General features: G+C 54.2%; 25 protein-coding genes. 10 read left to right on the top strand and 15 right to left on the bottom strand.

The features are described from left to right. Positions 1–58: 58 nt before the first annotated feature. From prc to K5Y33_RS04540, 3 genes are all read right to left on the bottom strand, one after another. Positions 59–2,098 (bottom strand): carboxy terminal-processing peptidase, encoded by a 2,040-nt coding sequence (prc, locus tag K5Y33_RS04550; protein WP_110866293.1) that lies wholly within the window; start codon positions 2,096–2,098, stop codon positions 59–61. Between the two features lie 19 nt (positions 2,099–2,117). After that, a complete protein-coding gene (gene proQ / locus K5Y33_RS04545; protein WP_110866294.1) occupies positions 2,118–2,798 on the bottom strand; it encodes an RNA chaperone ProQ in 681 nt (226 codons plus the stop codon). 96 nt (positions 2,799–2,894) lie between these two features. Beyond that, entirely contained in the window at positions 2,895–3,395 is a 501-nt protein-coding gene (locus K5Y33_RS04540) for a GAF domain-containing protein (protein ID WP_101764180.1), read from the bottom strand. A 217-nt stretch (positions 3,396–3,612) separates the two neighbouring features. On the opposite strand from K5Y33_RS04540, the gene yebS reads away from it, so the two are divergent. From yebS to rsmF, 3 genes are all read left to right on the top strand, one after another. Then, positions 3,613–4,857, top strand: coding sequence for a membrane integrity lipid transport subunit YebS (yebS, locus tag K5Y33_RS04535; protein ID WP_222233334.1), 1,245 nt, complete (start codon positions 3,613–3,615; stop codon positions 4,855–4,857). Beyond that, positions 4,826–7,459 carry a PqiB family protein gene (locus K5Y33_RS04530; protein WP_110866296.1) on the top strand — a complete coding sequence of 878 codons (2,634 nt, stop codon included), beginning with the start codon at positions 4,826–4,828 and terminating at the stop codon, positions 7,457–7,459. The genes yebS and K5Y33_RS04530 overlap by 32 nt, the downstream gene beginning before the upstream one ends. 78 nt (positions 7,460–7,537) lie before the next feature. Then, complete coding sequence (gene rsmF, locus K5Y33_RS04525) at positions 7,538–8,962, top strand: 16S rRNA (cytosine(1407)-C(5))-methyltransferase RsmF (protein ID WP_222233333.1); 1,425 nt, start codon at positions 7,538–7,540, stop codon at positions 8,960–8,962. A gap of 3 nt (positions 8,963–8,965) precedes the next feature. Here the strand turns inward: rsmF and K5Y33_RS04520 are convergent, their stop codons facing one another. Then, positions 8,966–9,613, bottom strand: a complete 648-nt coding sequence (locus tag K5Y33_RS04520; protein WP_222233332.1) for a metallophosphoesterase — start codon at positions 9,611–9,613, stop codon at positions 8,966–8,968. A gap of 255 nt (positions 9,614–9,868) precedes the next feature. Here K5Y33_RS04520 and K5Y33_RS04515 point away from each other — a divergent pair, with 255 nt between their 5' ends. Together K5Y33_RS04515 and K5Y33_RS04510 are read left to right on the top strand one after the other, a co-directional pair. Continuing rightward, positions 9,869–10,600 carry a trans-aconitate 2-methyltransferase gene (locus K5Y33_RS04515; protein WP_222233331.1) on the top strand — a complete coding sequence of 244 codons (732 nt, stop codon included), beginning with the start codon at positions 9,869–9,871 and terminating at the stop codon, positions 10,598–10,600. Between the two features lie 114 nt (positions 10,601–10,714). Next, positions 10,715–11,488, top strand: coding sequence for a hypothetical protein (locus tag K5Y33_RS04510; protein ID WP_222233330.1), 774 nt, complete (start codon positions 10,715–10,717; stop codon positions 11,486–11,488). 36 nt (positions 11,489–11,524) lie between these two features. Here K5Y33_RS04510 and K5Y33_RS04505 read toward each other — a convergent pair whose 3' ends face one another. The 7 genes from K5Y33_RS04505 to copC all read right to left on the bottom strand — a co-directional run bounded on the left by K5Y33_RS04505 (position 11,525) and on the right by copC (position 15,054). Continuing rightward, on the bottom strand, positions 11,525–11,692 hold the full coding sequence (locus K5Y33_RS04505; protein ID WP_167391209.1) for a hypothetical protein: 168 nt from the start codon (positions 11,690–11,692) through the stop codon (positions 11,525–11,527). A 120-nt stretch (positions 11,693–11,812) separates the two neighbouring features. After that, complete coding sequence (locus K5Y33_RS04500) at positions 11,813–12,133, bottom strand: hypothetical protein (protein ID WP_222233329.1); 321 nt, start codon at positions 12,131–12,133, stop codon at positions 11,813–11,815. A gap of 202 nt (positions 12,134–12,335) precedes the next feature. Beyond that, a complete protein-coding gene (locus K5Y33_RS23630; RefSeq protein WP_101764610.1) occupies positions 12,336–12,479 on the bottom strand; it encodes a cold-shock protein in 144 nt (47 codons plus the stop codon). A 2-nt stretch (positions 12,480–12,481) separates the two neighbouring features. Then, positions 12,482–12,694 carry a cold-shock protein gene (locus tag K5Y33_RS04495; RefSeq protein WP_007889586.1) on the bottom strand — a complete coding sequence of 71 codons (213 nt, stop codon included), beginning with the start codon at positions 12,692–12,694 and terminating at the stop codon, positions 12,482–12,484. A gap of 719 nt (positions 12,695–13,413) precedes the next feature. Beyond that, positions 13,414–13,761, bottom strand: coding sequence for a YebY family protein (locus K5Y33_RS04490; protein ID WP_061718597.1), 348 nt, complete (start codon positions 13,759–13,761; stop codon positions 13,414–13,416). A gap of 33 nt (positions 13,762–13,794) precedes the next feature. After that, positions 13,795–14,673 carry a copper homeostasis membrane protein CopD gene (gene copD / locus K5Y33_RS04485; RefSeq protein WP_222233328.1) on the bottom strand — a complete coding sequence of 293 codons (879 nt, stop codon included), beginning with the start codon at positions 14,671–14,673 and terminating at the stop codon, positions 13,795–13,797. A gap of 3 nt (positions 14,674–14,676) precedes the next feature. After that, entirely contained in the window at positions 14,677–15,054 is a 378-nt protein-coding gene (gene copC, locus K5Y33_RS04480) for a copper homeostasis periplasmic binding protein CopC (protein WP_222233327.1), read from the bottom strand. Between the two features lie 153 nt (positions 15,055–15,207). Here copC and K5Y33_RS04475 point away from each other — a divergent pair, with 153 nt between their 5' ends. Together K5Y33_RS04475 and exoX are read left to right on the top strand one after the other, a co-directional pair. Beyond that, entirely contained in the window at positions 15,208–15,438 is a 231-nt protein-coding gene (locus K5Y33_RS04475; protein ID WP_008110458.1) for a DNA polymerase III subunit theta, read from the top strand. A gap of 3 nt (positions 15,439–15,441) precedes the next feature. Continuing rightward, complete coding sequence (exoX, locus tag K5Y33_RS04470) at positions 15,442–16,110, top strand: exodeoxyribonuclease X (protein WP_101764169.1); 669 nt, start codon at positions 15,442–15,444, stop codon at positions 16,108–16,110. Here the strand turns inward: exoX and K5Y33_RS04465 are convergent. Both K5Y33_RS04465 and K5Y33_RS04460 read right to left on the bottom strand, forming a co-directional pair. Beyond that, positions 16,104–18,167, bottom strand: coding sequence for a prolyl oligopeptidase family serine peptidase (locus tag K5Y33_RS04465; protein ID WP_101764168.1), 2,064 nt, complete (start codon positions 18,165–18,167; stop codon positions 16,104–16,106). The two genes, exoX and K5Y33_RS04465, sit on opposite strands and share 7 nt — an antisense overlap. 139 nt (positions 18,168–18,306) lie before the next feature. Then, on the bottom strand, positions 18,307–18,948 hold the full coding sequence (locus K5Y33_RS04460; RefSeq protein WP_137385935.1) for a tellurite resistance TerB family protein: 642 nt from the start codon (positions 18,946–18,948) through the stop codon (positions 18,307–18,309). Positions 18,949–19,109: 161 nt separating this feature from the next. Between K5Y33_RS04460 and purT the strand changes: the two genes are divergently transcribed. Next, entirely contained in the window at positions 19,110–20,288 is a 1,179-nt protein-coding gene (gene purT, locus K5Y33_RS04455) for a formate-dependent phosphoribosylglycinamide formyltransferase (protein WP_222233326.1), read from the top strand. A gap of 43 nt (positions 20,289–20,331) precedes the next feature. Here purT and K5Y33_RS04450 read toward each other — a convergent pair whose 3' ends face one another. Further along, a complete protein-coding gene (locus tag K5Y33_RS04450; protein ID WP_008110463.1) occupies positions 20,332–20,973 on the bottom strand; it encodes a bifunctional 4-hydroxy-2-oxoglutarate aldolase/2-dehydro-3-deoxy-phosphogluconate aldolase in 642 nt (213 codons plus the stop codon). A gap of 187 nt (positions 20,974–21,160) precedes the next feature. Then, on the bottom strand, positions 21,161–22,636 hold the full coding sequence (gene zwf / locus K5Y33_RS04445) for a glucose-6-phosphate dehydrogenase (protein ID WP_222233325.1): 1,476 nt from the start codon (positions 22,634–22,636) through the stop codon (positions 21,161–21,163). Positions 22,637–23,008: 372 nt separating this feature from the next. Here zwf and K5Y33_RS04440 point away from each other — a divergent pair, with 372 nt between their 5' ends. Beyond that, positions 23,009–23,863 carry a MurR/RpiR family transcriptional regulator gene (locus K5Y33_RS04440; protein WP_222233324.1) on the top strand — a complete coding sequence of 285 codons (855 nt, stop codon included), beginning with the start codon at positions 23,009–23,011 and terminating at the stop codon, positions 23,861–23,863. Between the two features lie 107 nt (positions 23,864–23,970). Continuing rightward, positions 23,971–25,413 (top strand): pyruvate kinase, encoded by a 1,443-nt coding sequence (gene pyk / locus K5Y33_RS04435; protein WP_101764163.1) that lies wholly within the window; start codon positions 23,971–23,973, stop codon positions 25,411–25,413. The last annotated feature ends 74 nt before the right edge of the window (positions 25,414–25,487 follow it).

The following is a 25,487-nucleotide window of genomic DNA, read 5'->3' as shown; positions in this document are numbered from 1 at the left end:
ACGATTTTAGCGTAAAAAAAAGCACCGCCGAAGCGGTGCTATTTCACAAACCAGACGGTTACTTCGCGCTTGCGGCAGCAGGCTGAGATTTCTCCAGCTGCGCCATATCGTTAGCGATTTTCACCGTTTCATCCAGATACGGATCCGGCTCTTTATAGTCTTTCGGCAGATCTTCGATGCTCTTCAGCGGCGCTTTACCTTCCGCCTGATAGCGCGCGTTAATGCGCTCCAGACGCAGTGCATCATCTTCGCGGTTCTCTTTCTCACGTTGGGCAAGATTGAGCGACACGATATTACGCTTGTCTTTCATCGCATCGAAACGCGCAATATCTTTCATGATGTACTGGAACTCGCGATCTTTAGCGATGCGATCGGCGTGCTCTTTGGTCAGCTGCGGTACCAGCGGCGCGATATCGCCGGTTTTGGTGTAGCTTGCCGCATTCACACTGTCCCAAGGCAGCGCGTTGTCCTCGAACTTCTCGCCGGTTTCTGCCGCTTCAACGCCGGTTGGCATCAGCAGATCTGGCGTTACGCCTTTACGCTGCGTGCTGCCACCGTTAATGCGGTAGAACTTCTGAATGGTGTATTGTACAGAACCCAGCGCTGGCCACTCTGGACGCAGCATCTGATCGTAAATACGGTTCAGTGAACGATACTGCTGCACGGTGCCTTTACCAAAGGTCGGTTCACCAACAATCAGCGCACGACCGTAATCCTGCATCGCCGCAGCGAAGATCTCAGAAGCCGAAGCACTGAAGCGATCAACCAGCACCACCAGCGGACCTTTGTAATAGACGATGCCGTCGTTATCGCTGTCTTCACGCACGCGGCCATTGTTATCACGCACCTGCACCACCGGACCGCTTGGAATAAACAGGCCCGAAAGTGAAACGGCTTCGGTCAAAGCGCCACCGCCGTTGGTACGCAGATCGATCACCACGCTGTCGACGTTTTGCTTCTGCAGCTTCTGCAGCTGCACCTTCACATCGTCAGTCAGACCAACGTAGAAGCCAGGAATGTCGAGCACGCCAACTTTCTGTTTGCCGACGTTATGCACGGTGCCTTTTACAGCGCGATCTTCCAGACGGATTTTTTCACGCGTCAGCGTCACGGTACGGGTTTTGGTGCCCTTGCCAGCAGGCAGGATTTCCAGGCGTACTTTGCTGCCTTTCGGTCCTTTGATTTTTGAAACCACATCATCCAGACGCCAGCCAATCACATCTTCCATGGGTTTGCCCGGCTGAGCGACACCGACAATGCGGTCGCCCACACTGATCGCTTTGCTCTTCGCCGCCGGACCACCTGCGACCATCGAGTTGATCACCGTGTAATCGTCATCCATCTGCAGCACTGCGCCGATACCTTCCAGCGACAGGCTCATTTCAGTGTTGAATTGCTCGGTGTTGCGCGGCGAAAGATAGTTAGTGTGCGGGTCGATTTCATGCGCGAACGCGGTCATCGCCAGCTGGAACACATCTTCACTGTTGCTTTGCGCCAGACGACGGATGGCAAAGTTGTAACGCTTGGTCAGCGTTTCGCGGATCTCTTTCTCATCTTTACCGGCCAGTTTCAGGCTCAGTTCGTCATATTTAACTTTGGCATCCCACAGCGCGTTGAGCTCATCGACGCTCTTTGGCCATGGCGATTTTGCCCGGTCAATGTCAATGGTGTCATTGCCGGTGAAATTCATTGGGCGATTCAGCACGCTCAGCGCATATTGATAGCGCTCAAAGCGGCGTTTCTGCGCCAGATTGTAGAGATCGTAAAACACATCCAGCTTACCGCTGCGGAACTCATCACCCACGGTAGTTTTCTTATCGGCGAACTGCGCGATATCCGATGCCAGCAACACGTTATGGCTGTAGTCGAGCAGATTCAGGTAGCGATCAAAAATTTTCGCGGAGAAGTCCTGATTCAAATCGAACTGACGATAGTGAGAGCGGGTGAAACGCGAGGTAACGCGTTCGCTGACGGTGGGATGCTGTGGCTCTTCGTGTAGCTGGGGAATCTGGTCGGCGCGGGTAATATTATCTGCACCAAAGGTGGGGCCTGCTAAAAGCAGGCCCGCGATCATACCGATCTTTAAAATGTTGTTCATGCCAGGGTCAGCCTCCGTTTCAGAACTGCAAATGTTCTGCGCGCACAATCATAGCCATGCCGGAAGCGAGCTGAACCCGAACGCCATCTTTAGTAATTTCAAGAATGGTAGCGTCCATTGCACCTTTGCCTGCAGTCACTTTGATGTTCTGGCCGGGCTGCAACGTTGAGGTATCAGTGACAGGTTTGGCCCGCGGTGGCTGCGGTGCGGCTGCACGCTCAGTCGCGGCCGCACGCGGCGCCTGAGGACGTGGCTTACGCGCTGCATCACCTTCGGCAGCTTTACGCGGAGCAGGCTTGCGCGGACGACGTTCAGCGGTCTCTTCACCGGCTTCACGCTTCTTCGCTTTCTGCTGATCGCGCTGCGCCTGAACGCGGGCTTTCGCTTCTTCCAGTTGCTTGCGCGCATGTTCTACGTGTTGCTCATCCAGCACGCCACAGGCGTTGCCATCGAGATCGACACGAATGGCACCCGCTTTGATGCCATAAAGATAACGCCAGCTAGAGGTATAAAGACGTAAGGCAGAACGCAGTTGCGTCTTGCTCAGGCTCAGTTCGCCTTGAACACGCTCGACCAGATCTTGAAAAATGCCGATTTTGAGCGGACGCGCCTCGCCTTCGGCGCTAAAGCATTGCGGAAAACGTTCCGCCAAAAAGGCGATGACTTCTTTACTGCTATTCAACTTAGGTTGATTTTCCATGAAATTTCCTGATTACAACGGATTTGCCGACCAGAGCAGGCATGAACAGGCGACATTATAATGACAACATCGCCAAATGCTATGTGATCCAGTCGATTAGCTGTGCGTCAGCTGAATAAATTTTACGATGTCGCTGCCCGCCAGCACTTCACAAAGCCCGTCGGTAAGGGCCATCAGCCCCGCTTCGTCCTCGCTATCGAAGCGAGAATAAACCGTACTATCAATATCTAAAACACCCACGAGGGTGCCATTTACTTTCAGAGGAATCACGATTTCAGCATTACTGGCGGCGTCACACGCGATATGGCCAGGGAACGCGTGCACGTCTTCCACCAATTGCACTTTGTCCTCGGCTACCGCGGTTCCACACACGCCTTTGCCAACCGGAATACGTACGCAGGCGATTTTGCCCTGGAACGGGCCCAGCACCAGCGTGTTCGGTTCCGTCAGTAAATAGAATCCAGCCCAGTTCACGCCTTCAAGGCGTTCGAAAAGCAGTGCACTGCAATTGCCGAGCGCGGCCAGGAACGAGGTTTCACCCGCCAACAGAGCGCGGACATCGCGATTCAAATCCTCGTAAAAAGCTTTTTTGTTCATTGTTCAACCATAACTCGTCACTGGGGTGACCTTGTTGTCACTCAGTTGTTAAAATAAGCACTAATAATCCAGGCGCAGAAGGTGAATCATTCTGTTAGTTACTATACCCTTAGCAGTCGGTGGATAAGCGTATTCTGGTACCACCGAATATTGCAGGCAACTTTGCGCTACTCAGCATGCCGGTAACCGTAACGAACGATGGGCACTTGCGTCACCTATGAAAATTCACGCTATCAGCCAGACGTTGCCCCACGCACGTTATCAGCGTTGTCCGCAATGCGATACCCTTTTTTCCTTACCGGATGTGAAATCGCATCAGACAGCCTATTGCCCGAGCTGCCATGCACAAATTCAGAGCGGTCGTGACTGGTCGATGACGCGACTCACCGCCATGGCGGTGGTCATGATCGTGTTGATGCCGTTCGCCTTTAGCTTGCCGTTAGTTGATATTCGTTTGCTTGGCATGCGCATTAACGCCAGCCTGCTGGAGGGCGTGATCCAAATGACGCAGCAAGGCAACATCCTTACCGCTTCAATGGTGGCGTTTTGCACCATTGGCGCGCCGGTTACGCTGGTCATCGGCATTCTCTATTTGTGGGTGGGCAACGCGCTCGGAATGAACCTGCGCCCGGTCCTGCTGATGATGGACAAGCTCAAAGAGTGGGTGATGCTGGATATCTATCTGGTCGGCGTGGCGGTGGCATCGATCAAAGTGCAGGATTACGCCTCACTGGAAGTGGGCTACGGTTTAGTGGCCTATATTGCGCTGACGGTGCTGAGCCTGCTGACGCTGATCCACCTGAACGTCGAGCAACTGTGGGAACACTATTATCCGCAAGCGATGCCCACCTCCCCGCCTGAAGAGTGGCAAGTGTGCCTGAATTGCCATCAAACCGGTGTAGCCGATGAGCGTGGGCGCTGCACGCGTTGCCACACGCCGCTTGACTACCGCCGACGCCACAGTTTGCAGAAATCCTGGGCGGCGCTCATCGCCTCGATTGTGCTGCTGATCCCCGCCAATTTGCTGCCGATTTCGGTGGTCTACGTTAATGGCGCACGCCGTGAAGACACCATCTTCTCCGGCATTCTGGGATTGGCATCGGGCAATATACCGGTGGCCGCGGTGGTATTTATCGCCAGCATTCTGGTGCCCTTTACCAAAGTGTTAGTGATGTTGACTCTGTTACTCAGCATTCACTTTAAATGCGAACAGGGCTTAAAAACCCGCATTCGCCTGCTGCGCGCCGTCACCTGGGTGGGCCGCTGGTCGATGCTGGATCTGTTCGTCATTGCTGTAACCATGTCGCTGGTCAATCGTGATCAGCTGCTGGCTTTCACCATGGGACCGGCCGCCTTCTATTTTGGTGCCGCCGTTGTCCTGACCATTATGGCTGTAGAGTGGCTTGATAGCCGCCTGATCTGGGATGCACATGCAACAGGAAACGCCGACTACACCGACTAGCGCCAATCTGCGCAACAAGCGCAAGATTTCGCCATTCTGGTTATTGCCCATCATCGCCCTGCTGATTGCTGGCTGGCTGCTATGGACCAACTATCAGGAACGCGGTACGACGATCACCATTAACTTCCAGACTGCCGACGGGATTGTGCCAGGCCGCACGCCGATTCGTTATCAGGGCGTGGAAGTGGGTACGGTGCAAGGCATTGTGCTGAGTGATGACTATCGCAGCATCCAGATTAAAGCCAGCATCAAAAGCGACATGCGCGATGCACTGCGTGAAGACACTCAGTTCTGGCTGGTGACGCCAAAAGCCTCATTGGCGGGCGTCTCCGGGCTTGATGCGCTGGTCGGCGGTAACTACATCGGCATGATGCCGGGTAAAGGTAAAGAGAGCGATCACTTCACCGCGCTCGATACCCAACCGAAGTATCGCGTTAATACCGGCGAACTGCTTATCCACCTGCGCGCGCCCGACCTCGGCTCGCTCAACACCGGTTCGCTGGTTTATTACCGCAAAATTCCGGTGGGTCGCGTTTACGATTACAGCCTCAACAACAGCACCGACGGCGTCACCATTGATGTGCTGATTGAGCGCCGCTTTATCAATCTGGTGAAAAAGCAGAGCCGCTTCTGGAATGTTTCCGGCGTTGATGCGGATGTCAGCCTGAGCGGTGCCAAAGTGAAGCTGGAAAGCCTCGCCGCGTTAGTGAATGGCGCGATTGCCTTCGATTCACCCAATGACGGCGAGCAAGCTCAGGTGGATGCCAACTACCAGCTCTATCCGGATTTGGCGCGCAGTCAGCGCGGCGTGCAAGTGAAACTGAACCTGCCGAGCGGCGATAACCTGAAAGCCGATAGCACGCCACTGATGTATCAGGGACTGGAAGTCGGCACCTTGACCAAACTCAACCTGCTGGATGGCGGCAAAGTCACCGGCGAGCTGACGGTTGATCCTTCAGTAACCGGTTTGATGCGCAGCGGGACGCGCATTGAAATGCGCACGCCGAAGATCAGCCTGACCGACACCAATCTCAGCAGCCTGTTAACCGGTAATACTTTTGAACTGGTGCCAGGCGAAGGCGAGCCGCAGGATCAGTTTACCGTGTTGCCAGCCAGCGAAACATTGCTGCAGAAACCTGACGTGCTGACGGTAAAACTCAGCGCGCCGGAAACCTACGGTATCGATGCCGGCCAGCCGGTGATGTTGTATGGCATGAAAATCGGTCAGGTGATTTCACGCACGCTGGATGAAAATGGCATCAGCTTTGTGGCGGCCATCAATCCGGAGCACCGTAATCTGGTGCACGCTGACAGCAAGTTTGTGGTGAATAGCCGCCTTGATGTCAAGTTTGGACTTGACGGGATGAAAGTGCTGGGCGCCAGCGCGCGCGAGTGGGTAGATGGCGGCATTCGCCTGATTCCTGGCGCGAAAGGCAATCCTTCCAGTCGTTATCCTTTATATGCGGATGCGGAACGTGCCGAAGAAGGCATCGTGGGTGAACAGCCGCCAACCACGCTGAAACTTACCGCCAAAAGCTTGCCGGATGTACAGGCCGGTTCAGTGCTGCTGTACCGCAAATTCCAGGTCGGTGAAGTGGTGGATGTAGTGCCGCGCGCGGATGCGTTTGAAATCTCGATTCATATCCAGCCGCAGTATCGTAAGTTGCTGACCAGCGAGAGTGTGTTTTGGGCCGAAGGCGGCGCCAAAGTGCAACTTAACGGCAGCGGTTTGACCGTGCAAGCGTCCCCGCTCAACCGCGCGCTCAAAGGCGCGATCAGTTTCGATAATCTCACCGGCGCGCAGGCGGCGAAAGGCGTGAAACGCGTGCTCTACTCGTCAGAAACCGCGGCGCGTGCAGTTGGCAGCCAGATTACGCTGCACACCTTCGATGCCAGCAAACTGGCGGCGGGCATGCCGATTCGCTATCTCGGCATCAATATTGGCCAGGTTGAATCACTGGCGCTGAGTTCTGATAACAATCAGGTTGTCGCCAAAGCGGTGCTTTATCCGGAATACGTGCAGGACTTTGCGCGCATCGGCAGCCGCTTCTCGGTGGTGTCGCCGGAGATTTCTGCGGCGGGCGTTAACCATATCGAAACGCTGCTGCAGCCTTATCTCAACGTCGATCCGGGCAAAGGTTCGCCGGCGCGCACCTTTGAACTGCAGGAAAGCACCATCACCGATTCACGCTACCTGAACGGCTTGACAATATATGTCGATGCCGCTGACGCGGGATCGCTGTCGGTGGGCACGCCAGTGCTGTTCCGGGGCGTTGAAGTCGGCACCGTCACCGGAACGTCGCTGGGCAATATGGCGGATCGCGTGCAGATTGCGCTGCGTATCAGCAAAAAGTACCAACATCTGGTGCGCAACAACTCGGTGTTCTGGCTGGCTTCCGGCTATAACTTCGATTTTGGTCTGATCGGCGGCGTGTTGAAAACCGGCACCTTCCAGCAGTTCATTCGCGGCGGCGTACAGTTTGCCACGCCGCCGACGGTGCCATTAGCACCGCAGGCCGGCGCCAACAAACATTTCCTGCTACAGGATGAAGCGCCGAAAGCGTGGCGCGACTGGGGCACGGCGATTCCGGACCCTCATTAACCTTAAGCAAATCGGGCAGCCTGGCTGCCCGATTCTTTTTCGCGTGTTACACTTCGCGCTCATTTCGTTTCCCGGTAGATGCCCGTGTCCGATCGCTTTCCCGAAGATTTCCTCGCGCTGATGCGCGCCAGCCTTGCTGACGACGCCGAACTGCAGCGCTTTCTCGCCATTAGCCAGCAACCGCTGCGTCGCAGCTTACGCGTCAACACCTTAAAAATTAGCGTGGATGATTTCCTCGCCCGCACCGCCGACTATGGCTGGCGCTTATCGCCCATTCCGTGGTGCGCCGAAGGGTTTTGGATCGAGCGTGACGACGAATCGCTGCCGCTGGGTAGCGTGGCGGAGCATCTGAGCGGACTGTTCTACATTCAGGAAGCCAGCTCGATGCTGCCGGTTACCGCGCTGTTTGACGTCGCACCCGATGCGCGTCAGGTGATGGATGTGGCTTCCGCGCCCGGTTCTAAAACCACTCAGATGGCCGCGCTGATGCGCAATGAAGGCGCCATTCTGGCGAACGAATACTCGGCCAGCCGTGTCAAAGTGCTGCACGCTAACATCAGCCGCTGTGGCGTCAGCAATGTTGCGCTGACCCATTTTGATGGTCGTGTATTTGGCGCCGCGCTGCCGGAGCGTTTCGATGCCATTCTGCTCGATGCGCCCTGCTCTGGCGAAGGCGTGGTGCGCAAAGATGCTGATGCGTTGCGTAACTGGACGCTGGCCAGCACTGAAGCGATTGCGGAAACCCAACGCGATCTGCTCGACAGCGCTTTCCATGCCTTACAGCCAGGCGGCACGCTGATTTACTCTACCTGCACACTGAATCAAATCGAGAATCAGCAGGTGATTAATTGGTTGCAGCAGCGTTATCCCGACGCGGTTGAAATCGTGCCGCTGAACGGTTTATTCGACGGAGCCGATCAGGCGTTAACCGCCGAAGGTTTCCTGCACGTATTCCCGCAGATTTTCGATAGTGAAGGTTTCTTCGTTGCGCGTCTGCGTAAAACCGCCAGCATTCCCGCGCTGCCAACGCCAACCTACAAAGTCGGCAAACTGCCCTTCTCTCCGGCCAGCCGCAAGCTGAGCGCCGAAGTGCAACAGGCCGCGGCCAAAGTCGGCTTGCAGTGGGATGACAACCACACGCTGTGGCAGCGCGATAAAGAGCTGTGGCTGTTCCCGGCGGCGCTGGAGGGTTGGCTGGGTAAAGTGCGCTTCTCGCGCATCGGCCTCAAGTTGGCCGAAACCTTCCCGAAAGGCTATCGCTGGCAGCATGAAGCGGTCGTGGCGTTGACGCAGCCGGGCAGCGCGCTGGATTTCGAACTCACCGATGCAGAAGCGGAAAGCTGGTATCGCGGTCAGGATATTCATCCGGACACGTTGCCCAGCCGGGATGAGGTGATCGTCACCTACCAGCAGCAGCCGCTGGGATTGGCGAAGAAAGTGGGTAATCGGATTAAAAACAGTTATCCGCGTGAACTGGTGCGCGACGGACGTCTGTTCCGCTAAGCGTTACTGCAACTGCACCAGGGTGAGGCGATTGCCGAAGACCGCGCCGGTATCGATATAATGCTGATTCGCCACATTGAGCGGTTGTTCTAACGGCGTGTGGCCGAAGTAGAAATCACTGGCGCCATCGATGCGGGCTGAACTGCCGCGTTGATGGCGTCCCAGTCGATCGCGACTCCACACCACTTGCTGCCAGTCAACATCTTTCCCTAACGCATAATGACTGGCGGGATAATCGGCGTGGGCAATCACAACTACGCGATCGCCGAAATCCAGATGCAGGATTAACGGTAACTCAGCACAGCGCTTCAACGCATGGCGCGCAGCGATCAACGCTGCGCCTTTGAGTTGCCAGAACCACTCGCCGCCGTTCATCATCCACAAGGTTTGGTCGCGCCCATCCAGCGCAGCGAGCGCCATCTGCTCATGATTGCCGCGCACGCAGCGAAACCAGGGCTCCTGCATCAGCGCTAAACAGCCGGGGCTGTCCGGGCCACGATCGATTAAATCGCCCACAGACAGCAGTAGATCCTGCTGCTTATCGAAATCCCGCTTGAGCAGTTGCGCATCGAGTTGGGCGCGGCAACCGTGCAGATCGCCAACCACCCAAATATTTCGCCACATTTGCGCGTTCACCTTTTGGTAAAGCATGTAATCTTCCCCGGTTGACTGGAAGTTTAGTGAGCCCGGCTTAAAGTATAGTCCGGCAACGTTAGCCAGCGGAGGGAACAGCATGAGCGGACGGAAGCAATTCATTGGTGTATTAATCGTTATTTTCATCGGTAGCTTGCTGCTGCTGGAATCACTCGCTCGTCTGGTACATCTGTTATTTGTGGGATAATTACGCGACTTTACATTCCGCGCTAAACGCCTAAACTCCTTTGCGCATCATATAAAGGAGTCTGTATGAGCCAGAATATTTACGACAACCCCACTTTTTTTGCCGGTTACGCCACCTTGCCACGTTCCGTTAAGGGATTAGACGGCGCGCCAGAATGGCCCGCACTGCGTGCGCTACTACCCGTCCTGCATGATAAACGTATTCTCGATCTCGGCTGCGGTTACGGCTGGTTTTGCCGCTACGCGCAGCAGCAAGGCGCGCGTGAGGTGCTGGGTCTGGACGTTTCCGAGAAGATGTTAGCGCAAGCCGCGACCATGACGCAGGGAACCGGGATTCGCTATCAGCGCGCCGATTTAGAATCGCTGCAACTGAACGAATCCTATGATCTCGCCTACAGCTCGCTGGCGCTGCACTACCTCAGCAATATTGACGCACTCTTCGCAACCGTGTTTGAGGCGCTAACGCCGGGCGGCGCGCTGGTGTTTTCCTGTGAGCATCCGATTTACACTGCACCTACTCAACAGCAGTGGATTGTGGATGAACAGCAGCAGCGCAGCTGGCCAGTTAATCATTACCAGCAGGAAGGGGAACGCATCAGCAACTGGTTTGCCGATGGCGTGAAGAAGCAACATCGCAAGCTGGCAACCTGGATCAATACGTTAATTGGCGCAGGATTTGAGATCGTGCATCTTGATGAATGGGGCCCGAGCGAAGAGATGGTTGCACTCAATCCCGCGCTGGCGGAAGAACGCGATCGCCCGATGATGTTCTTGCTGGCCGCGCGTAAACCGCTCTGAATATTCTCGTGGCGGCAGGATGCTGCCACGTCGTTATTCCATCTATCGCCATTCTTAATTATCAGACAAATTGGTCGCCTGTCTTGGGCGAATTCCTTCTCTGAGCCGCTGACCGTGACTGATTGCATTTTTAATTTTCGTCCTCATCTCGATATACACTATCGCTATAAACCGGCTTCAGTAGACAATCAGCATTTATTGATTGTGATGTCAGGGTTTAACCTTCCTGATCCCACCATCTACGATTTCACCCTTTTGCAGCATACTCAATCGGCGGTGTTGTGGATCAAGGATGATTTCAACGGCTTGCCCGCTTACTATCTGTGCAACAATATGAATTTTGAAATTGAGCATGGGGTAAGCCAGCTTATTCGCTCGGTAATTGAGCTGACAACACCCTCAAACGTTTCCATAGTTGGCGCCTCAAAAGGTGGCAGCGCGGCGCTCTATTTCGGTGTTAGGCATAATATTAAAAATATCATTACTGCCGTACCACAGTTTTATCTCGGGGATTATGCAGCCACAATGTGGCCGAATGTGGGTGACGCAATGATGGGATCGACAACGCCCGCAGCCATCTCGCTATTAAATAAGCTTTTGCCGAACGCTATTCGACGCGATCGCCAAACGGACAAGAATATTTACCTATTTACTGCTCTCGCTGATTATCAGCGTGAACAGGAGATTCTGCCTCACCTGGAGTTGCTTGAAAAATATCAAAACTTCAATTTGATCGAATCAGCATCGCCTTGCATCACTCATCATAATGAAGTCACGCGATATAATCTTAATCTCATCCTTGCTCTGATTTATCAGTTAGAACAGGAGATTATCCCACGCTGGGGGCACATCCGTAACGGTAGTCGCTGGGACACTGTACAGAAATGATCCCAGCAAATATTGCTCGTTACAGCGTTCAATGCTTTAGCGAGTAATTAAAAATATCGCCACTAAGAAGAAGGCTAATAAACCCGCGAAAGTCATTGTTCCAATCCGCGGCGTTTTTGCCCGCCCAACGACCACACCAATAAAGATACAAAGCAGAGTTAACGTGCCAATCATTACCCAAAGAAGATATTGTGTGTTTGCCATGAAGGATCCTTATTAACCGGCAATAAAACAGATGCGCCAACTTTATACCATTTTTCATGCATGCTGGCTGCAGCTATTTGACCGCACAATTGTCGGGGTAAATGCTCAGAAGGCTAATTATTAAGTTGCACCGTGCGCGCAACGCACTGATTGCAGTTTCTGCAACTGCTCCAGGCGCGCCTTCACTTTGCTGTTAGCGCTGGCCTTTGCAATGCCGTTACCGATACCAAAATCCCCGACGAATCCCAATACCGTTAGCGCATCAAACTCGCCGGTTTTATCAATCTGCTGCTTAACGCTTTGGCTTTTAGCGATCTCCTGATTCAGTGCTGCACAGTCATAGGTTTGCGCTTCGGCATCGCTCACTTTGGCAGACTGCGGATACTGTTTCAGTGCGCAACCACTCAGCAGCAAGGCGATCAGGATAACGGGCTTGTGCATCTCGCAAGATTCTCTCTATGACGGTAATTTATTTCGGAATAAGAGAAAAAGTAGCATGTGGGTAAGATGGTAAACGTGGGAATAAGTGAAGATATGCGAGGGTATTTAAAATAAAAAAGCACTGCCTGAGCAGTGCTAATGATTCTGATATCAGGAAATTACCTGATAAGCCCTGATAATTATCAGGGCAGAATGTCCGCTATTACGCCGTTTTCAACACAATCATTGATGATTTGCAGAAAATACATTTAGCGCCATGTGGGTTCATTTTCGTAATATCGAACGCGGAGGTGCGATATTGTGAACTCTGGCAATGCGGACATCTTAAACGATTATAAATGCGAATAATTACAGACCTAATACATTTGTTGCAGACGGACCTTTTGGACCATCTTCAACTGAAAACTCAACACGCTGACCTTCATCAAGTGAGCGATAATCAGTGCCCTGAATGGCTGAGAAGTGGACGAAAACGTCCTTGCTGCCATTTTCAGGAGAAATAAAGCCGAAGCCTTTTTCTGAGTTGAACCATTTTACCGTTCCAAGAATTTTATTAGACATAATTTTTACCTTTTAAATGAGCCTATTGGCGTAAGGGCCGAGTTGCAGATACGAATCAGAACTTAGGATAAGACTCAAAGAGAAAGGGCTTGAAGCGGCACTAACCGGGATGAGAAATACAATGGGAACTAACCTTCTAACTGTCTGCTATTCAGACCGACGACGCATTAACGCATTTATCTTACCAGGTAGCAAGGTAAAAAAATTTTTATTTCATATAAAAAAGAAAAACAGAAAATAGAAAAACCCACCGAAGTGGGTTTAATCATCAATCAGGCTGCTTGTCGCCCGACTCCGGTGCCAGACTCTCATCGTCTTTTTCATGCTCATCCGGCTTCACCTTAGTATCTTCTTCAAGCTCATCCGCTTCGATCGGTCTATCAGACATAAATCCTCCTGAGTTGCTTAGAGAATTAAGTGTAGATGCCAGCATAAAGGTAAGCCTAACGCGTGCAGACAATTCATTATTATGCAGATAAAAAAAGACCCAATACGATTCCTGTATCGGGTCCAGGGAAATGGCTCTTTGGGAGCCGTGCGCTAAAAGTTGGCATTTTTGCAGGCGAGGACGCCTTGCCATTTAAAGGTAGACCAGGATTGCTGGTTTTCCAGCCAATCATGCGGTTTGGTTGCGAAAGGTGACAACTCTGTGATCGTGGTGACAGAACGAGAAAGCAAGCGTAGCGGCAGAATTGTGCGCTACGCCTGAGAATATGGGATTACTTACCGCACAGTTGCTGTGCGCGGTCGATGATCGGTTGCAGACTCATTTTCTGGCCTGGATGGGCTTTATCAACGGCGACAATGGTGTCGATCGATTGCAGTGTGCCCTGCCCGGCTGTTTTGCGCGCAAAGGCTTTATCGTTGAGCGGATACTGCAACAAAGTGCCTGGATTAATCGCGAACAGCGCGCCGTCTTTCTCGCAGGTCAACATCACCTCTTCGCGGGTGAAGGGCCATTTGTCTTTTCCAATCTCAAAACGGCTGACGGTAATAATCTGTGCCGCCATCGCCTGGCTGCACAGCGCCATCAATACGCAAGCTGGAATCAGTTTCTTCAGCAAAATATCGACCTCATTTCATCTTCTTGAATGTTACATTCAGGCCGGTGACAGCGTGGCAAACACGCTCACCAACCCAATTACAATAATGGCCAGCAGCAGCTCAAGCTGAGTCAGGCGAATAAACAGATGCGCTGCGTTACTGGCCGCCAGGCGAAAGCGCGGCACCAGCAGATAGCGATTGGTCAGCGCAATAGCGATCATCAGCATGACCAGCAGCACTTTCACCACCAGCAGTTCGCTCCACAGCGTGGCTTGCCAATGCAACGGCGAACCGGCAATCAGCACGCTATTAATGATGCCCGTCAGCAGCGCGAGCGCCACCGCCAGGTGACCGTAACGCGAGAAGCGCATCATGCAGCGAATCGCATCGGTGCGAAAAGCGATCTGCCGCGCTTCACGCATCAGTAATAACAGCGGCAGTAATCCGCCCGCCCAGAATGCAGCCGCAATCAAATGCAGCGCGTGATTGCCTTGTTGCAGCAATCCGGGCCAGCCATCGCGCATCGCGGCATGCCCAACACCGGCTAACGCCACCAACTGTAACAGGCCGCTGCATAGCAGCAGATTTTGCCGCAGTGTGCCACGCAGCAGCGCTAACGTGCTCAGCAGTGCAAAAGCGATTTCCCAACGCCAAACCCGGCCGAAGCGCGTGCTGAGCACCGCCTGCCAGGTTGCGCTGTCACTGACATTGCGCCAGTCGCCGCTCATCAAGCCGGTTTGCGTTGCCAGCATCAACAGGGCGCTAAACAAACTCAGCAGCGCGCTGGTACGGAGAAGTAAAGCTAAACGCTGTGATAGCATCGGACGATAGCGGCGCGGCGCCAGTAGCGCGGTATAAAAGGCGCTACCGGCGAGCAGCAGCACCGACAAAAAATGCAGCGCTCGCAGGCCAATCCACAGCGTACTCAAACTCATCAATCACTTCACGCTGAAGGTGTAGCTGCCTTTGGTTTTATGTCCATCAACGGACAGCACATGCCAGTTCACATGATAGTTGCCCGACGGCAGCGGCTGGCTGATCGGTACAATCAGCTGATCGTGTTGTTTATCGTTGAGTTTGGCTTTTCCAACCGCCACCGGTTGATGTTGTGCATTGAGCACATCCACGCCACTGAATGCCGCTTCAACATCCTCGGTAAAGGTCAACGTTAAATTCTGCGGGGAGGTTTCTACCACCGCTTTGTCGGCTGGTACCGGGGTTTTCAGGTGAGCGTGTGCCATAGCAACCTGGCTGAAGGCCAGCGTTGATGACGCCAGAAGTAGCGCGACAACAGCGTTGAACGCAGTTTTCTTCATGACTTCTTCCCTATTAAATGCGGCAAACCACCGCAAACGTGGCAGCAGGATACGCCGCCGATCCGCAGGTGTCGAGACTTGCGGTGCGATCCAATCCGCTTGATCCCTGGGTCCGAAACCATTACTTTTGCCCCTGTTTATCAGGAGAAAAGCATGAGCCAAAACCTTGCCCTGCTCTCGCAGGAAGAGAAAGACAAAGTCAATGTCGATCTGGCCGCCGCGGGCGTTGCATTCAAAGAGCGCTACAATATGCCGGTGATTGCCGAAATGGTGGAACGCGAGCAGCCTGAAGCGCTGCGTGACTGGTTTCGTCAGCGCTTAATGAACTATCGCCAGGCTTCGCTTAGCCTGTCGCGCCTGCCCTACGAACCGAAGCAGAAGTAATTTATGTTACGTGTAATTGATACCGAAACCTGCGGCCTGCAGGGTGGCGTGGTGGAAGTGGCGTCGGTGGATGTCATTGATGGTCAGATCGTCAATCCGATGAGCGACTTAATCTGCCCGGATCGCCCAATCAGTCGTCAGGCGATGGCGGTACATCGCATTACGGAAGCGATGGTGATGGGCAAACCTACGATTGAAGAAGCGATTGGCCGCTATCACGGCAGTCCGCATTACGTGGCGCACAACGCCAGTTTTGATCGCCGCATGTTGCCCACTATGCCGGGCGAATGGATTTGCACCATGACGCTGGCGCGTCAGCTGTGGCCAGGCATCAAATATGGCAATCAGGCGCTGCGCCACAGCCTGAAGCTGGATGTCACGCCACCGGCCGAACTGCATGCGCACCGCGCATTGTATGACTGCTACGTCACCGCTGCGCTGCTGATCCGCATTATGGAGACCTCCGGCTGGAACGCCGAGCAGATGGCGAATTTGTGCCAGCCCGCGCCCGTGAGCGGCGATGTGTTCCCGTTCGGCAAATATCGCGGTCAGAGTATTGGCAGTATCGCGCGTAAAGATCCCGGCTATCTGCGCTGGGTGCTGGAAAATGTGCGTGATTTGCGCCCACCGTTACGGCAGGCGCTGCGCAAGTATGTGAAGAGCGATCAGTAATCGACGCGGTCTGGCAAGCTGCCCTGCGCCAGGCCAATCAGGAAAGTGAACTCCTGCGCCACCCCTTCATACGCTTTGAAGCGGCCCGATTTACCGCCGTGGCCAGAATCCATCTCGGTGCAAAGTAACAGCAGCGAATCGTTGGTTTTCAGCTCACGCAGTTTCGCCACCCACTTAGCCGGTTCCCAATACTGCACCTGTGAATCGTGCAGACCGGTGGTGACCAGCAAATGCGGATAGGCTTTGGCCTCGATGTTGTCATACGGACTGTATTGGCGAATGGTGTGATAGAACTCCGCCTGTTCGGGATTGCCCCACTCATCGTACTCGCCGGTGGTCAGCGGAATTGTCGGATCGAGCATCGTCGTCACCACATCGACAAATGGCACCTGCGCCACCACGCCATGGAATAGCTCCGGCGCCATGTTCACCACGCCGCCCATCAGTAATCCGCCGGCGCTGCCGCCCATCGCGTAGAGCTGCTGGCGATGACCATAACCCTTCGCCACCAGCGCTTCGGTGACATCAATAAAGTCGGTGAAGCTGTTGATTTTATTCTTCAGGCGGCCACCGTCGTACCATTGCTGGCCGAGCTCGCCGCCGCCGCGCACGTGAATTATCGCGTAGACGAAGCCGCGCTCCAGCAAGCTGATGCGGCTGGTGCCAAAGCTGGCATCCATGCTACTGCCGTAAGCGCCGTAACCGTACACCAGCAACGGATTATTGCCGCGCTGGAAATGCTTGCGGTGATAGACCAGCGAAACCGGAACTTCGGTCCCATCGCGCACCGTGATCCACAGATGCTCGCTTTTGTAATCCTCAGATTTGAAGCCCGGTACCGGCGTGCGCTTTAGCACGCGACGATCGCCGGTTTCCATGTTCAGTTCAAACAAGGTGGTCGGCGTGGTCATCGAAGAGTAGCCGTAGCGCAAGGTGTCACTTTCCGGCGAAGGATTGTAGGCAAGCCAGGTGACATAGGCGGGATCGTCGAAGGCGATACCAAAGCTTTCGCCGCTCTCCCAGTTTATCTGCCGCAAGGTGTTTACGCCGTGCTGACGCTCTTCGACTACCAGCCAATGGCGGAACAGCTGGAAATCTTCCAGCACCACGTTGTCACGCGCCGGAATCAGCGATTGCCAGCGCGCTTCCGCCAGCCACGCGCTGCGATAAAGCCCGAAATTTTTACCGTCGCGATTTGAGCGAATGTAGAACTGATGATTGTAGTGATCGATGCTGTATTCGTGGTCGCGGCGACGCGGACAAAAGGTTTGTGGCTGCGCATCCGGATATTCGGCATCGATCAGCAAAATCTCGCTGGTGTTGGTGCTGTACAACGCAATCAGAATGAAGTGCTCGGAAGTGGTTTTATGCACGCTGAGGTGAAAAGAGTCATCCTTCTCTTCATACACCAGCTGATCGTCAGATTGCGGATGTCCCAGCTCATGGCGCCACACCTGATATGCCAGCAGCGTTTTCGGATGCTTACGCACGTAATAGAGCGTGCGGGAATCGTTGGCCCAGGCAACGCTGGATGACGCATTGGTCAGCACTTCCGGATACCAGCTACCGCTCTGCAAATTACGGAAGCGAATGCCGTATTGGCGGCGCGACAGGAAGTCTTCCGCTAAGGCCATCACCTGATTGTCCGGTGTAATCGCCAGCGCGCCCATGGTGTAAAAATCACTGTGCGCAGCCCGCTGGTTTCCATCCAGCAACAGCTGCCAGGGCTCATCAGCTGGCGCGTCAACGGGCTGCCGGAAATAAGCCGGATACTCGTTGCCCACTTCATAGCGGCTTTGATAGCGATAACCGTTTTTCACATAGGGCACCGAGTGATCCTGCGGTGGAATGCGGTCAACGATCTCTTTCAGTACCCGTTCCTGCAGCGGATTCTGCGACGCCATCATCGCATGGCCGTAATCATTTTCGGCGTGCAGATGGGCCAGCACCTCTGGATTCTCGCGGTCGTCATCACGTAACCAGTGATAATTATCGATGCGCGTTTCACCGTGCAGCTTCATGACATGGGGAATTTTTTTCGCGTGTGGCTGATTCATTAGGCTCTTCTCCCTGAAGGACAACATTCAGCAAGCGTGGCACTAATCACGCACGATGCCAAGCTACACGCAGCATCGCTTTACGCAGGCCAGGCAAAAGATGAAAAGCGAAGGCTGCGAATGCAACCTTCGTACGTAATTAGGCGGCTTTTTCCGCGTCGATATCGCGCTGGATACCGTCGCGCACATCCTGGGGAATTTTCAGCGCATCGCCGAGCGCGGAGAGATAGCTACGCTCCATAAAGTGGTCGACATCAATGGCTGCACAGCTGAGGAAATAGAGTTCCAGCGCCTCTTCTTCGTTTTTAACGTCAGCGGCCAGCCAGTTAGGATCGAGCGGGCGATTCATCGCCTGCTGAATCAGCGCTTCGGCTTGTGCGCCGTAGCCGGCCTGCTGGATATTTTGCTCAATTGCGGCACGCTCTTGATCGTCAATGTGACCATCACTTTTCGCTGCGAACACCAGCGCCGTGACCAGACGCTCTGCGCGTTGATCCATCGGCGTTTGCAGCTGGCCGAAGCCCGCATCGTCCTGATGGGTTTCACGTATGCGCTGTTTGTATTTGTTCCATAACAGCGCGCCCGCCGCCGCGCCACCGCCCAACAGCAAGGCTTTGCCGCCATATTTGGTCAGCAGCTTACGCGTGGATTTGCTGCCTACCAGCAATCCCGCCAGCCCGCCCAATGCGCCGGGGGCCAGCATGTCACTTAAACCGCCCGATTTTCCGTCTCCGCCCTTTTTCGCTAGCACCGATTGAATTTGCTGCAGCCAATTGCTCATCGTTTAACTCCTGTTTACTTTTCCGTTCTCCATGCTGCCGCAGGCTGTGTCAGTTAACGTCAGAGCGGGAAAAGTATGGCAAACCTGATCGCGGCGAAAGCGTGAGTACGCAAACGTTTTCGTTTATACTGCGCGCGCATTTTGACTGCTAAGGTGAAATTATGACGACTCTCGGAACCGCGCTGCGCCCTGCCGCTACGCGTGTCATGCTGTTAGGTTCAGGCGAATTAGGCAAAGAAGTGGCACTTGAGTGCCAGCGTCTTGGTGTGGAAGTGATCGCGGTGGATCGTTACGCCGATGCTCCGGCGATGCACGTTGCGCATCGCAGCTATGTGATCAACATGCTGGACGGCGACGCGCTGGCCGCGCTGATTGCCGAGGAAAAGCCGCACTTCGTGGTACCAGAAATTGAAGCCATTGCCACCGAAAAACTGCTGGAGCTGGAAGCGCAAGGTCAGAAAGTGGTGCCGACCGCACGCGCCGCACGTCTGACCATGAACCGCGAAGGCATTCGCCGTCTGGCGGCGGAAGAGTTGTCCTTACCGACCTCGACTTACCAGTTTGCTGACAGCAAAGAGAATTTTGTGGCTGCGGCTGAGGCGATTGGATTCCCGTGCATCGTTAAGCCGGTGATGAGCTCATCCGGTAAAGGCCAGAGCTTTATTCGCGAAGCCAGCCAGCTGGAAAAAGCCTGGGATTATGCGCAGCAAGGCGGACGTGCCGGTGCGGGCCGCGTGATCGTTGAAGGCGTGGTGAAGTTTGATTTCGAAATCACCCTGCTGACCATCAGCGCAGTAGATGGCATTCACTTCTGCGCGCCGATTGGTCATCGTCAGGAAGATGGCGATTATCGTGAATCATGGCAGCCGCAGCAGATGAGTGAACTGGCGCTGCAACGCGCGCAGGATATCGCCGCTAACGTGGTAAAAGCGCTCGGTGGATACGGCCTGTTTGGCGTGGAGCTGTTCGTGTGCGGTGATGAAGTGGTGTTCAGCGAAGTGTCACCGCGTCCGCATGATACCGGCATGGTCACGCTGATTTCGCAGGATCTGTCCGAGTTCGCGCTGCATGTGCGCGCTTTCCTCGGCCTGCCGATTGGCGGCATTCGTCAATACGGTCCCGCTGCGTCGGCAGTGATTTTGCCTGAGCTGAACAGCCAGAACGTCGTGTTCGGGAATATCGAAGCCGCGCTGGGCGCCGGATTGCAGCTGCGCCTGTTTGGTAAGCCGGAAATCGCCGGTCAGCGCCGTTTAGGCGTGGCTTTGGCAACCGGTGAAAACACCGATGACGCTATCGCGCACGCCGTGGCGAGTGCGGCCGCGGTACAAGTCGAAGGTTAAGTAAGATTAAGTGGTCGCCATCAATGGCGACCGATTCATGAACTTATGCGCGAGCGCCTTCAACCGCTTCACGCGCCAGACGCGTAATGCGATCCCAGTCACCGCTTTCCAACGCATCATTCGGTACCAGCCACGAACCGCCAATGCACAGCACGCTTTTCAGCGCCAGATAATCCCGATAGTTGGCTGGCGAGATGCCACCGGTTGGACAGAAACGCACCTGCGGGAACGGACCGCCAATCGCGGATAATGCTTTCACGCCACCATTGGCTTCCGCCGGGAAGAATTTGAACTCACGTAGGCCGTAATCCATGCCGGTCATCAGTTCTGAAACCGTGCTGATACCTGGAATCAATGGCACCGGACCTTCAACCGCGGCTTTCAGCAGCGATTCCGTCAATCCTGGGCTGATGACAAACTGCGCACCGGCGTCAGTGACTTCTTTCAGTTGCTGGGTGTTGATCACCGTGCCCGCACCGACAATCGCCTCCGGTACTTCTTTAATCATTGCACGCAGCGCGTCCATCGCCACCGGGGTACGCAGCGTCACTTCCAGCACGCGCACACCGCCAGCCACCAGCGCTTTCGCCATCGGCACCGCGTGTTCCAGCTTGTTCACCACGATGACCGGCACGACCGGGCCAGTTTTCAGGATCTGTTCAGCACTTGTTTTCCAGTTCTTCATCACGTTTCCTTAGTTGCATCAGCCCGGCGTTTAGCCACGCTGTCAATAATTGGGCTCTACCATACAAGATCGTCTGGAGCGGCGTCCATCGGATATCAGAATTTTTTGAAACTCTGGTTCACTTTTCAGAAAAATGAATTCTGGACGTAAAAAAGCCCGCACATTTGGCGGGCTCAACACGAGGTTTCTATTCGAACTCGTTCCAGGAACGGCCATCGCGAGTTATCATCGCGACAGAGGCAACCGGTCCCCATGTTCCCGCCTGATACGGCTTCGGCGCTTCGGCATCGGCGCTCCAGGCATCAATGATCGAATCCACCCAGCCCCACGCTGCTTCAACTTCATCACGACGCACAAACAGCGCCTGAATACCGCGCATGGTTTCCAGCAGCAGACGCTCGTAAGCATCGGCCAGATGCGACTGGTTGAAGGTTTCGGAGTAGCTCAGATCCAGCTTGGTGGTCTGCAGTTTATGCTTGTGGTCAAGTCCCGGCACTTTGTTGAGGATTTCGATATCCACGCCTTCGTCCGGCTGCAGACGAATGGTCAGCTTGTTCTGCGGCAGTTCAGCGTACGAATCCTTAAACAGGTTCATCTCAGGATTCTTGAAATACACCACCACTTCAGAGCATTTGGTTGGCAAGCGCTTGCCGGTACGCAGATAGAACGGCACGCCAGCCCAACGCCAATTATCGATATCCACGCGAATAGCAACAAAGCTTTCCGTGGCGCTCTGCTTGTTAGCGCCCTCTTCTTCCAGATAACCTGGCACTTTCTTGCCCTGCACAAAGCCGGCGGTGTACTGACCGCGTACGGTTTTCTCGCGCACGTTGGTTTGATCAATACGACGCAGTGAGCGCAGCACTTTCACTTTTTCATCACGAATCGCATCCGCGCTCAGATCGGACGGCGGCGACATGGCAATCATGGTGAGGATCTGCAACAGGTGGTTCTGAATCATGTCACGCATCTGGCCGGCTTTGTCGAAGTAACCCCAACGGCCTTCGATGCCCACCTCTTCTGCCACGGTGATCTGCACGTGATCGATAGTGCGGTTATCCCAGTTGTTGACGAAGATGGAGTTGGCAAAACGCAGCGCCAGCAGGTTGAGCACCGTCTCTTTACCGAGATAGTGGTCAATACGGAAAACCTGGCCTTCTTCGAAGTATTTGCCGACGCTGTCATTGATCTCTTGTGAGGTTTCCAATGAGGTGCCGAGCGGCTTTTCCATTACTACGCGTGCCGGTTTGGCGTTCAGCCTGGCGGCGCCCAGACCGTCGCAAATCGCGCCAAAGGTGCTTGGCGGCATGGCGAAGTAGTTAATGGTGACGCGGTTTTTCTGGTCAAGCATTTTGCCCAGTTTGGTGAAATGCGAGGTGTCATTTACGTCGAGGTTACAGAAGTCGAGACGGCTGCTGAGGGTGTCCCACAGCGCTTCATCGATCTTCTCTTTCATGAAGGTTTCCAGCGCTTCACGTACCACTTTGGTATACGCGGCTTTATCCCAATCCGCGCGACCCACGCCAATAATGCGAGTGGTTTCATGAATCTGACCGGCTTTTTCCAGCTGATACAGTGATGGCAACAGTTTACGGCGCGCGAGATCGCCTTTGGCACCGAAAATCACCAGATCGCATGCCTGGGCTGTTTGTGTAACCGCCATTTTCCTCTCCTCGTTGCAGGATATACCCGGCTTGAGCGTTCTCATCACGCCAGGTCCTTATTGTAATTTTCTTACAGCACAATGTACGTTTTTAGCGGGTTTAGGACAACCCGAACGCAGTGTTTTGCTGGCGTTAACTGTGAACGTAATAAAGGTGTTAAGTGTGTTGTAGCGTGCCATTTGAGCACATTTTCTGTTTCGATATTTGTCGTGGCAAAACACGTCAGCGATCAAAGTATCGCAAAAAAATCGCGTTTACATTTGTCCTCCGCTGCGTGCGAGGGGCTATTACACGGTATATTCTTGTGAATTGGCAGCGATTTCATTGATTGATGAACGCGAAAAAGTGATTGACGCTCATTAGGTTAAACCATGCTGGAACAGATTCAGGCGCAACTCGATGCGTTAAGCAAATCAGAACGTAAAGTCGCAGAGCAGATTCTTGCCGCGCCGCAAAAGGCGATGCACTCCAGCATCGCCACGCTGGCTCGCGCCGCTGACGTCAGCGAACCGACGGTGAATCGCTTCTGCCATCGTATGGGCACGCGCGGCTTTCCTGACTTCAAATTGCAACTCGCGCAGAGCCTGGTCAAAAGCCCGAACTGGGTGAGTCGCGATGTGGAAGAAAATGACAGTGTGGAAAGCTATAGCCACAAAATTTTTGATTCCGCGTTAGCGGGCCTCAGCCGCGTCCGTCAGCAACTCGATTCTCAGGTGATTCGTCAGGCGGTTCAGGCGCTGTCAAAGGCGCATAAAATTGCCTTTTTCGGCCTTGGTGCCTCCGCCGTCGTGGCACATGACGCCACCAATAAATTTTTGCGATTTAATCTGCCGGTCATCTGGTCAGAGGATATTGTGATCCAGCGCATGAGTTGCATAAATAGTGGTCCAAACGATGTGTTTGTTCTCATCTCACATACTGGTCGCACCAAAAATATGGTAGAACTGGCTCGCCTGGCGCGTGTAAACGCTTCCACTGTGCTGGCTATCACTTCTCCGGGTTCCCCGCTGGCGGCGGAAGCCACGCTGGCTTTGACGCTCGACGTACCCGAAGATACCGATATCTACCTGCCAATGGTTTCCCGCCTCGCACAATTAACCGTGATTGATGTTCTGGCGACAGGGTTTACCCTTGAGCGCGGCGCTGCTTTCCGTGAAAATTTGAAACGGGTGAAAGAAGCGCTGAAAGATTCACGCCTGGAGAAACAGGCGCAGGAAAATAATTAACATCACATTCACAATGTGAGTCGAATCACAGCCCATCGATCATATAGAATAGATGAACACTACGTGTCACTTGAGAGCGACACGATACTTTGCTAACGGAGTCCTTCATGTCCAGACGTCTCAGAAGAACCAAGATCGTTACAACCCTCGGTCCAGCCACCGATCGCGACAACAACCTCGAAAAAATCATCGCGGCGGGCGCTAACGTTGTACGACTCAACTTCTCCCACGGCACACCGGAAGATCATCAGCAGCGCGCCAATAAAGTCCGTGAAATCGCGGCGAAACTGGGTCGTCACGTAGCGATCCTTGGCGACCTGCAAGGCCCAAAAATTCGCGTATCGACCTTCAAAGAAGGCAAAGTGTTCCTCAACGTCGGCGATCGTTTCCTGCTGGATGCTGATTTAACCAAAGGCGAAGGCGATAAAGAAAAAGTCGGTATCGACTATAAAGGCCTGCCAGAAGATGTAGTGCCCGGCGATATCCTGCTGCTGGACGACGGTCGCGTGCAGCTGAAAGTGCTGGAAGTTCAGGGCGTAAAAGTATTCACCGAAGTCACCGTCGGCGGCCCGCTCTCCAACAATAAAGGCATCAACAAACTCGGCGGAGGTCTCTCTGCCGATGCGCTGACCGAGAAAGACAAAGTTGATATCGTTACCGCCGCGAAAATCGGCGTGGATTATCTGGCGGTCTCCTTCCCGCGTAACGGCGAAGATATGAATTATGCCCGCCGTCTGGCGCGCGACGCCGGCTGCGACGCCAAACTGGTGGCGAAAGTGGAACGTGCTGAAGCCGTTGCCTCACAGGAAGCGATGGATGACATCATCCTCGCCTCTGACGTGGTGATGGTTGCGCGTGGCGATTTGGGTGTGGAGATTGGCGATCCTGAACTGGTGGGTATTCAGAAAGCGTTGATCCGTCGCGCTCGCCAGCTGAACCGTACCATCATCACCGCCACGCAGATGATGGAGTCGATGATTACCAATCCAATGCCAACGCGTGCCGAAGTCATGGACGTGGCGAACGCCGTGCTGGATGGTACCGATGCGGTGATGCTGTCGGCGGAAACCGCTGCTGGCCAGTATCCGGCTGAAACCGTCTCAGCGATGGCGAAAGTGTGCCTCGGCGCAGAGAAAATCCCGAGCGTTAACGTTTCTAAGCACCGCCTGGAAGTACAGTTCGATAACGTCGAAGAAGCGATTGCCATGTCGGCGATGTATGCTGCCAACCATCTGCAAGGGGTTTCAGCGATCATCACCATGACCGAATCGGGCCGTACCGCGCTGATGACCTCACGTATCACGTCCGGTTTGCCGATCTTCGCCATGTCACGTCACGAACGTACGCTGAACCTGACGGCGCTGTACCGTGGTGTTACGCCAGTGTTCTTCGACAGCAACAACGATGGTGTTGCTGCCGCGCACGATGCAGTGAATTTGCTGCGCGAAAAAGGTTTCCTGGTTTCAGGCGACCTGGTGATTGTCACCCAGGGCGACGTGATGTCGACCACCGGCACCACCAATACCAGCCGTGTACTGCGCGTAGATTAATACGCACCACCGACAGCGGCTGTAACAACATGGACAAACGCGACTGCCTGGCAGTCGCGTTTTTATTTTTTTGA

Origin of the sequence: Pantoea sp. DY-17 (genome assembly GCF_019795975.1) — a bacterium.
Lineage (GTDB): Bacteria > Pseudomonadota > Gammaproteobacteria > Enterobacterales > Enterobacteriaceae > Pantoea > Pantoea leporis.
This window is presented reverse-complemented; position numbering and strand designations above follow the sequence as displayed.